The sequence below is a fragment of the Eubacterium coprostanoligenes genome (assembly GCF_900167205.1).
GTDB classification, from domain to species: domain Bacteria; phylum Bacillota; class Clostridia; order Oscillospirales; family Acutalibacteraceae; genus Eubacterium_R; species Eubacterium_R coprostanoligenes.
Map to the genome: position 1 here is coordinate 53,921 of NZ_FUWW01000012.1, position 13,227 is coordinate 67,147.

Below are 13,227 nucleotides of genomic sequence, written 5' to 3' on the forward strand. Positions count from 1 at the left end.
ATGGAACTTAATTTAAGACCAAAAGAAGAATGTATGTTTGACGAAGTTTCGCTCGGTGAGATTATGCTTCGACTTGACCCGGGCGAAGGCAGAATAAAAACTGCACGCTCATTCAGAGCCTGGGAAGGTGGCGGAGAATACAATGTTGCCCGTGGACTTCGCAGATGCTTTGGCATGAAAACATCTGTTATCACTGCTTTTGCAGAAAACGAAATCGGATATCTTATGGAAGATTTGATTCTTCAAGGCGGAGTTGACACATCACTAATCAAGTGGGTGCCATATGACGGTATCGGCAGAACCGTAAGAAACGGCATTAATTTTACCGAAAGAGGCTTCGGCATCCGTGGCGCTGTCGGTGCTTCGGACAGAGGCAACACAGCCGCTTCACAACTTAAACCTGAGGACATTGACTGGGACTACATCTTCGGCACTCTCGGTGTTCGTTGGCTCCACACAGGCGGAATTTATGCCGCACTTTCCGAAACTGCCGCTCAAACAGTTATCACAGCCGTTAAAAAAGCAAAGGAATACGGCACAATCGTGTCTTACGACCTCAACTACCGCCCGTCACTTTGGAAAGGAATCGGCGGTCAGGCAAAGGCACAGGAAGTCAACAAGGAAATTGCAAAATATGTTGATGTTATGATTGGCAACGAGGAGGACTTCACCGCTTCTCTCGGCTTTGAGGTTGAGGGCAACGACGCCGACCTCAAAGAGTTGAATATGGACGGCTACTACAAAATGATTGAAACCGTCACAAAGGCTTATCCAAACTTCAAGGTTATTGCAACAACACTCCGCACAGTAAAAACAGCTACCGTAAACGACTGGAAAGCTATTTGCTGGGCTGACGGCAAAATTTACAATTCGCTTGAGTATCCGGGACTTGAAATTCTTGACCGTGTCGGTGGCGGTGACAGCTTTGCATCTGGTCTTATCTATGGCTTGATGACATATGAAGACGCACAAAAGGCTGTTAACTACGGTGTTGTTCACGGCGCACTCGCAATGACCACTCCGGGCGACACATCAATGGCTTCGCTCAAAGAAGTTGAAGCAAAGGTGAACGGTGCAGGCGCCCGTGTTCAAAGATAATCACAATCAATCTATACTAAATATGGGAGAAAATAACTATGTCAAATAAAATTGAAACTCTTGCAAAAATTCAAGAGGTTGGTATTGTTGCAGTTGTTCGTGCAACATCCATTGAACAGGCAGAAAAAATCACAGACGCATGTATTGCCGGCGGTGTGGCAGCCATTGAGCTTACTTTCACCGTTCCTCACGCAGACAAGCTGATTGAAGCAATGAGAGCAAAGTACAATTCGGGAGAAATCATCATCGGTGCAGGCACTGTTATGGACGCCGCAACAGCAAGAATTGCAATCCTTGCAGGCGCTGAATATATTGTTTCGCCATACTTTGACCCTGAAACCGTCAAATGCTGTAACAGATACGGAATTCCGTCAATGCCGGGCATTTACACACCGACAGAGGCTGTGCACGCAATGGAATGTGGCGCTGATGTGCTCAAGGTGTTCCCGGGTGACATTGCAGGTCCTCGCTTCATCAAGGATATTCACGGTCCTATTCCAAACGCTGTTATGATGCCGTCAGGCGGTGTTGATGTTGACAATGTCAAAGAATGGATAAAGGCAGGCGCCGTTGCTTGCGGTGCAGGTTCATCGCTTATCGCAGGCGCAAAAACAGGCGATTACGACAAAATCACCGAAACCGGCAAGCTCTTTGTTCAGAGAATCAAAGAAGCAAGAGAAGAAATGAAGAAGTAAAAAAATGATAACAAAAAACCGTAAGTTCGATACTTACGGTTTTTTTATTTGCCATAAAATCTTATCTGAAGTTTATACTCCGCTGTATGCGTTGAAGCCTCCGTCAACAGGGATGTTCACGCCTGTGATGAATCCGCTGTATGCCTCATCGCAAAGGAACAGAAGTGTTCCGTCAAGTTCCTCCGGCTCGCCAAAACGATTCATTGGAGTTGCGGCAAGGATTTTGCCTGTACGGGCGGTCGGAGTGCCGTCCTCATTCCAAAGAAGTGTTGCATTCTGCTTGGTTGAGAAAAATCCCGGAGCGATTGCGTTTACTCTGATTCCCATTGGTGCAAAGTGAACAGCCATCCATTCGGTAAAGTTCTTTACCGCAGCTTTGGCAGCCGAATATGCAGGGATACGGGTGAGCGGTCTAAACGCATTCATTGAAGTTATCATAACAATGCAAGCGTGCTCTTTTTCCACCATATCTCTTGCAAAAACCTGTGTTGGAATAAGAGTGCCGAGGAAGTTGAGATTGAATACAAAAGAAATTCCGTCTGCATCAAGGTCGAAAAAGGTCTTTACATTCTCGTCCTTTTGAACAAGGTCGATTTGCTCAAGAGTGTCCTTTGTGGTTGTGCCCTTTGGATTATTGCCACCTGCACCATTGAGAAGAATATCGCAAGTGCCGAGTTTTTCGTTGATGATTTTTCTTGCATTTTGCATTGATTCGCTGTCAAGAACATTGCAACCTACTGCAATAGCCTCACCGCCGTTTGCAACGATTTCGTCAGCACAAGCCTGTGCAGCTGCCTCGTTCAAATCAAGCACGGCAACCTTACAGCCCTGCTTTGCAAGAGTTTGTGCAAACTGTCCGCAAAGGACTCCGCCGCCGCCTGTAACAACGGCAACCCTGCCCTTTAAATTTTCATGTGTCATTTTATTGTCCCCTATATCTGAATTGATGTTTATTTTCTTGATTTTTCAACTGCTTCCCAAAGTCCGTTGAGATAGCACGCACCGAGTGCTCTGTCGTAAAGTCCGTAGCCCGGTCTTGCAACCTCGCCCCATATCATTCTGCCATGGTCAGGGCGGATATATCCGTCAAATCCGACCTCCTGCAAAGCCTTTACAATCTCGTACATATCGAGTGAGCCTGCATTGCTCTCGTGTGCGGTTTCGTTGAACCATTGATTGTTAATCTGCACATTGCGAAGATGCGCAAAATAGATTCTGTCGCCTGCTGACTTGATGATTTCCACAATGTCATTGTTTGGACTTGCACCGAGTGAACCTGTGCAAAGGGTCAAGCCGTTATATTTTGACGGCACTATTGCAAGCAATTTTTCAACAGCGGTTTTGTCTGTGATGATTCGTGGAAGTCCAAAAATGCTCCACGGCGGGTCATCCGGATGTATTGCCATTTTGACATCACATTCCTCGCAAGTCGGCATAATCGCTTCAAGAAAATACTTGAGGTTTGCCCACAAATCGTCCGCAGTAACATCCTTGTATTTTTCAAAAAGCTCCTTGATTTCGCCCATTCGCTCGGTTTCCCAACCCGGCATTGCATAGCCGTTTGAGTTGTCGTCAATCTCTCTGAACATATCCTCGGGTGACTTGCCCTCTACCTGCTTGCCGTCATAGCAAAGGCAGGTTGAACCGTCAGACAAAGGCATATAAAGGTCGGTTCTCGTCCAGTCGAAAACAGGCATAAAGTTGTAGCAAATCACCTTTACGCCAACCTTTGAAAGATTGCGAATAGACTCCTTGTAGTTCTCGATATACCTATCTCTTGACGGCAGACCGATTTTGATGTCCTCGTGCACATTTACACTTTCGATACATTCCATTGTAAGTCCTGAAGCGGTGATTTCGTCATACATTGCCTGAACTCTGTCCATAGTCCAAGCCTCACCGGCAGGCAAATCGTGGAGGGCAGGAACAACGCCGACCACATTTGGTATTTGTTTGATTTGGTCAAGAGAAACAGTGTCTTTTTCTTTGCCAAACCATCGAAATGTCATTTGCATACGCTTATCCTCCGTTTGTTTATCATCTTAATTTTAGCACATCATTTATACACATTCAACTGTTAATCTTTGTTTTTTTAGAAAAAAGTTGAACTTCCTCGCCGATGTTTTCAAGCACCTGTGCATTGCACCTTGCTTCTGCCGAATTGAAGTTCAAGGTGACATTTATCTGCTTTGATTCAATATTTTCTCTGCCGAATTCGCCCACAAGTTTTTGCTCGGCAAGTTTTTCGGCAAGGTCAAGCAGAGCCTTATCCGACAAGTTGACCGTATAAATATTATACTCCCTGACGCAGGTTTTGATTATTCCGATTGGCACGGGGCGGTCGTTGATTGTGAGATACGAACTGTGCCGTTCGATTTCAGCCGTTTCTTTCGGGATTTTGCCGACATACAGCGGAAGATACAACCCGAAAAATGAAATTGCCTTATATTCCTTTTCGCCGAGATATTCCCGTCTGCACTGCTCACGGCTTACGGTCAGGGTGAACTTTTCGTTTACTCTTGCAACAAAGTCCCCGCTTGCGTGTGCAAAAAAGTTCTCTTTTTTCTCCTCGGGAGCATAAACGCCAGACACAAGAATTGTGCCCTTTGTTACGCTGTCGCCCACAAAAGCCTGTTGCCAGCCGTCCTTGACCATTGCCGACACAATCACGCCATCCTTGACTGCCGTGAGATTTGTGTAATCCTTGCTTTCAATGTTCGGCTTTGGCGTTGCTTCTTGGATTTCCACCCTTGCGGTTGTGCCGATTCGATTTATGTGCACCCACGCAATTTCGTCAAAGCTCGCAAGCATCAAATCTTCGAGCTTTTTCTTTTCGTCGACATCCCAATGAGTGCCGATGCGAAAATCGTTTTTGTCCAAAAACGCTTCAATTCTGCTCTGTTCAATCGTTGTGTTGCCGACATATTCAATATTCCACACAAAGCCGGACAAGAAGCAGAAAAGCACCACGCACAACACACAGCCAACCGCCAAGCCCGAGCGTGACATCAGCCGTGACACATAAAACGGCAGACCGCACTTTTTGATTATCCTCACCTTGCCACCGTGACGGAACGCAATCCGATGCAAATACTTATACGCCTGCACAGGACACCGTGCCGTCAGCCTGCTGTCATTCCTGATTTTATAGACATTCAAGCCGAGTTGAAAGCACTCGTTCAAAAAATCTGCCCCAAAACCGCCCGAAAACGAAAACTCAACATAGCCGACAAGCCATTGAACAATTCTGCTAATCACTGCAATACTCCACGGATAAAATATCGCCCTCAATCACTGCACCTTCGGGCGAAAACTCGTTTATGCACAGCATTGAACCGACAACGACAAGGCAATACTTTCCAAGATTGATTTTTATCCGGTCACGGCTGTATTCCACAATCCCCTTTAAGCCGTCAACAACGCACTGTGACGAGCCGACAAGATGAATGTGCGGACACTCGCAATATCCCATAACGGTATCGTTGAGTTTTTCTTTTTTCTTCATAAAACCACCGTAAGATTTTATGCTTCACAAGGCAAAAATATCACCGTTTGAGCTTTAGCCACACAAGCATTCCGACTGCCACGACAACCGAAATCGCAATGACAATGCCTGCACCGTACGGCGAATTGATGAGAGGCAAATTTTTAAAATTCATACCGAACCAACCTGTGATGAAACCGAGCGGAGCAAACACAACGGTAACGATTGTAAACAGCTTCATAGTCTTGTTGAGCCTCAAATCAAGCGCCGACTGATAGGCATCCCTCAAATGCACAATACCGTCAATCAGCATTTTTGAATTCTCCCGCAATCTGTCCGCCCTTGCGCCCAAAAGGTCAAAATATTTCAACTCATCCTCGGGGAAAACATCAAAATCATTGTCGCCGAGTTCCTCGATTATCTCCCTGATTTTTGAATAATAAGCACCGAGGGCAATGCACCTCTGCTTTTCGCAATAGAGAGTTTTGTTCAGGCTCTCGCTTTCCCTGCCGTCAAGAATTTGTTTTTCCGTCACGGCAAGACTTTTTTGAAAATCGACAAGCACCTCGTTTTCGTTTGCCAGCAGTTCGTCAACAAAGGTATACAGCAACCTTGCATTCGACACCTCTCCGCCACGTAATCTCGAAATTGTGTTTTGCACGGCGGTCAAATGCTTTTTTGTGCAAGTGCTGACAACAATCACCGCCCGTTGCCTGACATAAATATTGCATTCCTCAAGGCAAACGCAAACACAATCTCCGCTTTTGAAATATCCCGTTGTGCCTATGCCGTTTTTTGGCAAATCAAAAAGCCTGACAACCTCATCAAGCTCGGACACACCGATATATCCGAGTGAAAGGTCGCAGGCTTTTGCCTCCTCGGCGGTTACATTTTCAACCTCGTCACGAAAAGCATAAAACATAAAATCACCTGTTTTAGTATTTCAAAAAAACAGGTGATTATTCATCTACAAAACGGCAAATTGCCGAATCAAATATTCAATTTTGCAATCAGTTCTTTCTGATCATATCTGAAAGAGCTGTGAAAAGGATGTCCTTATCATTCTTCAAATCCGCATTAAGCACAAGACCTGTTACAGCGTATACGATGAGAGAAACTCTTGCATAGTCAACTGTTCCCGGTTGAATATTGTTGTTTGTGCAAATTGTTGTGATTGCTGATTTCTGCAACTTTTCGGTTACAGGAATAGCAAGTCTGCTGCCCTTATATTTTTCAATAATATCAGCGTTTGCAATTATTACATTGATGATGTCGTTGACAACGATGCTTGGATTTACATGTGCCTGCTGAATGTTTACAGTTGCAGCATATTCAGCAACAGACGCCTCCAAATTTTCAACAATTGCCTTTACGCAATCCTCGATGCTCTTGTAGTGAAGGTAGAATGTACTCTTATTAATTCCCGCATCATTGCAAACCTTTACAACACGAACCTCGTCTAAATCCTTGTCCTTTGTTTGTTCCAAAACAGATACTAAAATTGCCCGTCTTGTTCTCACAATTCTTTTATCCATAAACCTTTGCCTCCTTGTGAAAACTAAAAATTATTTATTGACTATGTTAGCATATTTTCAACCATTTTTCAATATATTTTTCTCTAAATTAACACCTAATAAACAAAAAAATCCGTATGCTGACGGCATACGGATTTCATCATAAAATTTGTGTTTTAAATGCTTATGAATTCTCGCATTTTTTAGGTGTCAGATTACCAACCGAGTCTTACGATTTCAATTGTGCAAGAGCCTACACCACGCTTGTAGCACTCGCTGTGACCGCCCGGGGTAAAAATATCAATTCTGCCCTTGCGTGACAATCCGCTGCCACCACGGTCAACTACAGTGTAGTTTGTGCCGTCAACGCTGATAACTGTGCCGAGAGGCAACCAGTTGCATGCAACATAATATGGGTCATCCATACCGTTTTGAATTCTCTTGCCTGATGATGTGATACCTCTTGAGTTACCGTTGCAGGTTGCACACGCACAATAGTGGCTGTATCTGCCCTTGATAACCTGACCGAGCTTGTAGCCGTTCTTTGACTTTACGCCGTTTGGCTTAACATCGCTTGACGAATCATCATCTTTTTTCTCTGACTTCTTCTTTTCGGTTTTCTTTGTGCCAACCAAAACTTCTTTTTGAGTTGCTTCCTTGGTCACAATTCTTGAAACCTCGGTCGAGTCCTTTTTCTTGCCGTTAACATACTTAACTTGGTATGTTACATTAGCCTCGCCGTTTTTACCCTCTTTGATTACCTTTGTTTCGCCATCTTTAAGGGATTCATCTTTTGTTTCAACTGTTGAATACTCAACTTCTTCTGTCTTTTCAACAGTTTTGTACTCAACTCTCTTAACCTTTACCACAAGGTCTTTTTCAAGTTTTGCATCAAGTGCAGGTTCCGTATAATCGTCCTTATCAAGAACTACACCTGCTGTTTCAAGCAAATCTGCAACAGTTCCGCTTGTCAAAGTATACTTCGTTTCTTTGCCGTCAACCTTGAGGGTTACATACTGTGCAGTGGCAACCTTGATTACCATACCGTCTGCAATCTCTGTATTGAGGCTGTAATTGATTTGATCACTATTATTGATGCCAATTCCAAGCTGTGCAAATGCATCGCCGACAGTGTGCGAATAAACTTGGTACGCTGTAATGTTTCCGTCAAACTCAATATAAAATGTGTTGAGTCTGTTTACTACAATGCTGCCACCTTCCGATTCCTTAAAATCGGTTATGTCCAGCTTATCGCCGGCAGCTACCATAATACCTGCGGATTTGAGAATCTCGATAGGTTCCGTCTCAGTTGTAGTAACAGCAACACTTCTTGAGCCGTCAACAATGTTGACTGTGTATTCGTCAGAGGATTTTGCAAAAGCAGTGCCTGCAAACATTGTGACAAGAAGCACAAGCGCAATTACTATTGTCAGGATTGTTCTGAAAGAACGCTTACCTGCAAATGATTGGTTAGTCATCTTAATCTCCTTACTTTCTTAACAAGTGAGTTTGGCATTTGTGGGTCAAATTCCCACATCGCCTAATATCATTTTGTCACGAACGCTTGCTATTATAGCGAGTTTTCACAACAAGTCAAGTTGGTGGAGCAGATTTTTTTGTGCAATATCTACAAAAGGTTACAGCCGTAATATTATTGTAACTTTTAAAATGTCCATATCTTGTGGTTTTGAACTTTTACGCTTTATCACACTAAATTGAATATTTGGGAAAGGTGACGAACTTCTTACAAAACCTTACGATTTTGTAACATTTAAGCATTGGTAAAAAATGGCAAACACAATATATGGTGTATTTTTTCAAATATTGTGTTTTTTGTTTCCACATATAGAATTTCGCAAAATATTTTATTGATAATTCTTTCACAAACTTTTGTACGGTTTTTCAGGTTTTATTCGTCCTGTTATCTGCCTATATATTATAATATATAAATTATATACATTAATAAGGAAAACACTGTTGACAAAACCCGACAAAAAAAGAGGGCGAACAATTGCCCTCTTAAAATGATTATAATTTCTGAAGTTTAGCAAAGTTAGCCATAAGCTTCTTTGTTCCTGCCTTGTCAAACGCAATTTCCATAAGCGTGTCGTTACCCATAGGTTTTGCCGAAAGAACAACGCCTGTGCCGAACGACGCATGACGAACCGTGTCGCCGACAGCATAGGTTTCTGTGCTTGTCTGCGGTTTTGTTCCGCCAACCTGCCCAAACGAATGAGCCACGGTGCTTGAACTTCGTCTGCCCTCGCCGATCGGAGTTGACTTGCTGTATTTATATGGCTTTGCAGGAGAGCCAAAGTGGTCGTTATAGCTACCCGATGAATAGCTCGACTGCATTCTGACCGTCTTATCCTCGCAAATGTCGGTCGGAATTTCGCCCACGAAACGAGAAAGCATATTTCTGCTTGTTGTACCGTAGAGCATACGCTGACGAGCCGACACGAGATACAGCTTTTCTCTTGCACGGGTAATGCCGACATAAGCAAGACGGCGCTCCTCTTCAAGATCCTCATCACTGTACATACTTTGATTGCCGGGGAATATGCCCTCTTCCATACCCGGAATAAACACAACAGAGAATTCCAAACCCTTTGCCGAGTGGAGAGTCATAAGCACAACGCTGTCCTCATCCTCATTATACGAATCAATATCGGACACAAGCGCAACATCCTCAAGGAAGGTTTGAAGGGTGAAGTTTTCATCCTCCTCCTGATACTTGACAAACATTGACGAAAGTTCCTGAACATTGGCTTTTCTGTCGTCTGCCTTTGACGGGTCGTCCTCTTCGAGATATGCAAAATACTCGGTCTGCTCCAAAATTTCCTGAAGCAAATCGTTCACGCTCATGCCGTCCTCTAAATCCTCACGGAAGCCGTTAATCATATTGCAAAACGCCTTGAGTTTGTTTGCACTTCTCTGTGTCTTTGCAAACTCGTCTGCCTGCTCGCAAACCTCAAAGGCTGTCATTTTGTTTGCCGAAGCAATTTCCAAAATGTAATTGAACATCGTGTCGCCAATGCCACGCTTCGGAGTGTTGATTATTCTTTGAAGTCGAACATTGTCGGCTGTGTTGTTGATGAGTGCAAAATACGACACAATATCCTTGATTTCCTTGCGGTCGAAGAAGCGGTTGCCACCGATAATTCGATAAGAAATGCCCGATTTTGCCATCATAATTTCTATGTTTCGGCTCTGCGCATTCATACGATAAAGAACTGCATGGTCCTTGTAGCTCATTCCGTTTTTAACATTTTCGTTGATTTGGTCAATAATGAACTGCGCCTCGTCAAGTTCGTTATTTGCGGTATAAAGCACGATTTTGTCGCCGTTTTTGCCTGCATAAGAACGAAGTCGCTTGTCGGCAAGTCTTGTCTTATTGTTGGCGATAACTGCGTTGGCAGCGTCAAGAATATTTTGCTTTGAACGATAATTTTCGGCAAGTTGAAGCTGAATAACCTTTACGCCCTCATCCTCGTATCTTTCCTTAAATCGCATAATATTTTCGATTGTAGCGCCTCTGAAGCGGTAAATGCTTTGGTCATCGTCACCGACAACGCAGATGTTGTGATATTCGCCTGCAAGCAAATATGTAAGCACATATTGAGCATAGGAAGTGTCCTGATACTCGTCAACAATGATGTACTTGAACTGGTGCTGATAAGTTTCCAAAACATCCGGATTTTCCTTGAGAAGTCGAACCGTGTTAAAAATCATATCGTCAAAATCCATTGCGTCCGAACGCAAAAGTTCCTGCTGATAATCACGGTAGCACTCGGCAATCTTGGATTTTCTGAAATCGTTTTGATTGGTGTGCTTGTATTCTCTCGGGTCAATGAGGCTGTCCTTTGCACGGCTGATTTCGGTCAAAATTGCACGGTGATTGAGAAACTTGTCATCAATTCCGAGATTTTTCTGAACACGCTTCATAACACGCTTTTGGTCATCGGTGTCATAAATTGTGAAGTGCTGTGTGTAGCCGAGTCTGTCACCAAAACGGCGGAGCATACGACTGCACATACTGTGGAAAGTCTGCGCCCAAATGTCGTTTGCCTCAACACCGATTGTGTTTTCAAGTCTTTCTTTAAGCTCGCCTGCCGCCTTGTTGGTAAATGTGATTGCAAGCACCTGCCACGGACGGGCATAGCCGTCTTTGATGATATGCTCAATTCGTTTTACAACAGTTGCGGTTTTGCCTGTTCCTGCACCTGCAACAACAAGCACAGGTCCGTCAACGGTGTCGATAACCTGCTGTTGCTCACGATTTGGCTTTACTGCGTCTTTGTTCATAATAATTTCCCTTTGTGTCAAAAACAGAGGTGGAACGGATTGTACCACCTCTGTGAATTTTTATTGTGTTTGTTCTTATCCAAGAAGGGTAAGCAAAATACCTGCTGCAACGGCAGAGCCGATAACGCCTGATACATTTGGACCCATAGCGTGCATAAGAAGGAAGTTTGAAGGATTCTCCTGCTGACCGACCTTTTGCGACACACGAGCAGCCATTGGAACAGCAGATACACCTGCCGAGCCGATAAGCGGATTGATTTTGCCCTTTGTAATAACATACATAAGTTTGCCAAAGAGAACACCGCCGGCTGTACCGAATGCAAATGCAATCAAGCCGAGAAGAACAATCTTCAAAGTGTTGAGATTGAGGAATGACTGTGCAGAAGTTGTTGCACCAACCGACAATCCCAAAAGAATTGTAATGATGTTCATAAGTTCATTTTGAGCCGCCTTTGCGATACGCTCTGTCTGTCCGCTCTCTTTGAGGAGGTTGCCGAGCATAAGCATACCGACAAGAACCGCAGCGTCAGGAAGAAGAAGCGAAACGATAACTGTTACCATAATCGGGAACAAAATCTTTTCGAGCTTTGAAACAGGACGAAGTGTGCCCATAACAACGCTACGCTCTTTTTTGGTTGTGAGTGCCTTCATAATAGGCGGTTGAATAACAGGCACGAGAGCCATATAGCTGTATGCCGCCACGGCTATTGTGCCAAGCATTGCCGGAGCAAGCTTTGAAGTTACGAAAATTGCGGTAGGTCCGTCTGCACCGCCGATGATGGCGATTGAACCTGCCTGTTGAGGGTCGAAGCCCAAAACAATAGCAATTACATAAGCAACGAAAATACCGAGCTGTGCGGCAGCACCGAGAATGAATGATGACGGGTTGGCAATAAGCGAGCTAAAGTCAGTCATAGCACCGATACCGAGGAAGATAAGCGGAGGATAAATTCCCGCCTTAACTCCAAAGTAAAGGAAATCCATAAGACCCGGCGTGAGCGTGTTGCCTGCCGTGTCGGTCATTCTGCCGGCTACCAAATCAATGAAGCCCTGCAAATCGTGATACTGTACTGCAAGATTTGCCCCCGGCAAATTGGCAAGGAGCATACCAAATGCGATTGGTATCATCAAAAGTGGCTCAAATCCCTTTTTAATTCCCAACCAAAGGAAGAAAAAGGCAACGATGAGCATAATAAAATTTTTATATCCGCCGTCTGCGGTAAAGAAGTAAGCATATCCGCTGTTTACAAGGATACTTTTAATTACTTCCCATACACCCTGTAATATTTCCATATAGGTTTGTCCTCCTTAAAACGGTCTTGTATTATCCACAACAGCAGCCTGTGCCCAAGGATTGCGGGTTGAAACAGGACTCGCCTTGCGAGATACGGAGCGGATGACCGCCGAACCGCCCTCCATTGCATAAACGGCAGCGCTGATAGCCGCAACAACTTCTCCGCTTATACCTTCTTCAATAACAGGAGCGCTTGCCGGAGCAGGAGCAGGAACGCTCTCGCTTGCCTTTGACAAAGCAGCTTCCATATCGCTTTGCATTTTTTTTGCTTCTTTTTTCTTTGCATTTGCCTGTGACTTTGAAACGACTGCACCAAACGCATAAAATACTCCGATTAACACAAGCAATGTGCACAGAACAATTCCGATTCCGGCAACAATTACGGTTACGGTAAAAGTTACAGACCTGTCCGCAATAATGCCTGTTGCCAATGTTATAGTATCCATACAACAATTATCCTCCGTATAAAATTTCATACATCATTCATTATATAGCATAGCCAAACTTTTTTCAACAATTATTTTACATAAAAATATTAAAAAATGTAGCGTTACAATAGATGTGACACCAAAAAGATATAGAAAAAGCGATTGAGAAAAGATAGAATAAGAATAACCACAAACCCACGCTATCAAGAAAGGACTCAATCGCCATGAATAGTATAACACAAAACAAGAGATATTGTCCACACCAAATAACAACAAGAATACACGCAGTAAAATTGTACCGACAAAGTAAAGATATAGATTTTGTATGTCGAAGGTATCACATATCAAAATCATCATTAATGCGTTGGAACAGGAAATACGATGGAACAGTCAAATCACTAACCGATAA

General features: G+C 43.8%; 13 protein-coding genes. 3 read left to right on the forward strand and 10 right to left on the reverse strand.

Annotation, left to right across the window (positions count from 1 at the left end; genetic code table 11):
* Both B5D29_RS06120 and B5D29_RS06125 read left to right on the forward strand, forming a co-directional pair.
* The gene (locus B5D29_RS06120) at positions 1-1,098 is read left to right on the forward strand and encodes a sugar kinase (RefSeq protein WP_078768702.1); all 1,098 of its coding nucleotides are present in this window, start codon (positions 1-3) and stop codon (positions 1,096-1,098) included.
* A 38-nt stretch (positions 1,099-1,136) separates the two neighbouring features.
* Positions 1,137-1,793, forward strand: a complete 657-nt coding sequence (locus B5D29_RS06125; RefSeq protein ID WP_078768703.1) for a bifunctional 2-keto-4-hydroxyglutarate aldolase/2-keto-3-deoxy-6-phosphogluconate aldolase — start codon at positions 1,137-1,139, stop codon at positions 1,791-1,793.
* Between the two features lie 72 nt (positions 1,794-1,865).
* Here the strand turns inward: B5D29_RS06125 and B5D29_RS06130 are convergent, their stop codons facing one another.
* The 10 genes from B5D29_RS06130 to B5D29_RS06175 form a co-directional block, all read right to left on the reverse strand.
* Positions 1,866-2,714 carry an SDR family oxidoreductase gene (locus tag B5D29_RS06130; protein ID WP_078768704.1) on the reverse strand — a complete coding sequence of 283 codons (849 nt, stop codon included), beginning with the start codon at positions 2,712-2,714 and terminating at the stop codon, positions 1,866-1,868.
* Between the two features lie 29 nt (positions 2,715-2,743).
* On the reverse strand, positions 2,744-3,808 hold the full coding sequence (gene uxuA / locus B5D29_RS06135) for a mannonate dehydratase (RefSeq protein ID WP_078768705.1): 1,065 nt from the start codon (positions 3,806-3,808) through the stop codon (positions 2,744-2,746).
* A 55-nt stretch (positions 3,809-3,863) separates the two neighbouring features.
* Positions 3,864-5,051 carry a sporulation protein YqfD gene (locus B5D29_RS06140; protein ID WP_159443416.1) on the reverse strand — a complete coding sequence of 396 codons (1,188 nt, stop codon included), beginning with the start codon at positions 5,049-5,051 and terminating at the stop codon, positions 3,864-3,866.
* Positions 5,044-5,298 (reverse strand): YabP/YqfC family sporulation protein, encoded by a 255-nt coding sequence (locus tag B5D29_RS06145; protein WP_078768707.1) that lies wholly within the window; start codon positions 5,296-5,298, stop codon positions 5,044-5,046. The genes B5D29_RS06140 and B5D29_RS06145 overlap by 8 nt, the downstream gene beginning before the upstream one ends.
* Before the next feature lie 40 nt (positions 5,299-5,338).
* Positions 5,339-6,199, reverse strand: a complete 861-nt coding sequence (locus B5D29_RS06150; RefSeq protein WP_078768708.1) for a CorA family divalent cation transporter — start codon at positions 6,197-6,199, stop codon at positions 5,339-5,341.
* Between the two features lie 88 nt (positions 6,200-6,287).
* Positions 6,288-6,812, reverse strand: a complete 525-nt coding sequence (locus B5D29_RS06155) for a TetR/AcrR family transcriptional regulator (RefSeq protein WP_078768709.1) — start codon at positions 6,810-6,812, stop codon at positions 6,288-6,290.
* 194 nt (positions 6,813-7,006) lie between these two features.
* The gene (locus tag B5D29_RS06160) at positions 7,007-8,269 is read right to left on the reverse strand and encodes a 3D domain-containing protein (protein WP_078768710.1); all 1,263 of its coding nucleotides are present in this window, start codon (positions 8,267-8,269) and stop codon (positions 7,007-7,009) included.
* A 550-nt stretch (positions 8,270-8,819) separates the two neighbouring features.
* Positions 8,820-11,096: an ATP-dependent helicase gene (locus tag B5D29_RS06165; protein ID WP_078768711.1), complete on the reverse strand. Its 2,277-nt coding sequence runs from the start codon at positions 11,094-11,096 to the stop codon at positions 8,820-8,822.
* Positions 11,097-11,171: 75 nt separating this feature from the next.
* Complete coding sequence (locus B5D29_RS06170; RefSeq protein WP_078768712.1) at positions 11,172-12,389, reverse strand: sodium ion-translocating decarboxylase subunit beta; 1,218 nt, start codon at positions 12,387-12,389, stop codon at positions 11,172-11,174.
* Between the two features lie 15 nt (positions 12,390-12,404).
* Positions 12,405-12,836, reverse strand: a complete 432-nt coding sequence (locus tag B5D29_RS06175; protein ID WP_159443417.1) for an OadG family protein — start codon at positions 12,834-12,836, stop codon at positions 12,405-12,407.
* Between the two features lie 206 nt (positions 12,837-13,042).
* Here B5D29_RS06175 and B5D29_RS08905 point away from each other — a divergent pair.
* The coding region (locus B5D29_RS08905; protein WP_143406740.1) for a transposase at positions 13,043-13,227 on the forward strand (185 nt) is incomplete at its 3' end.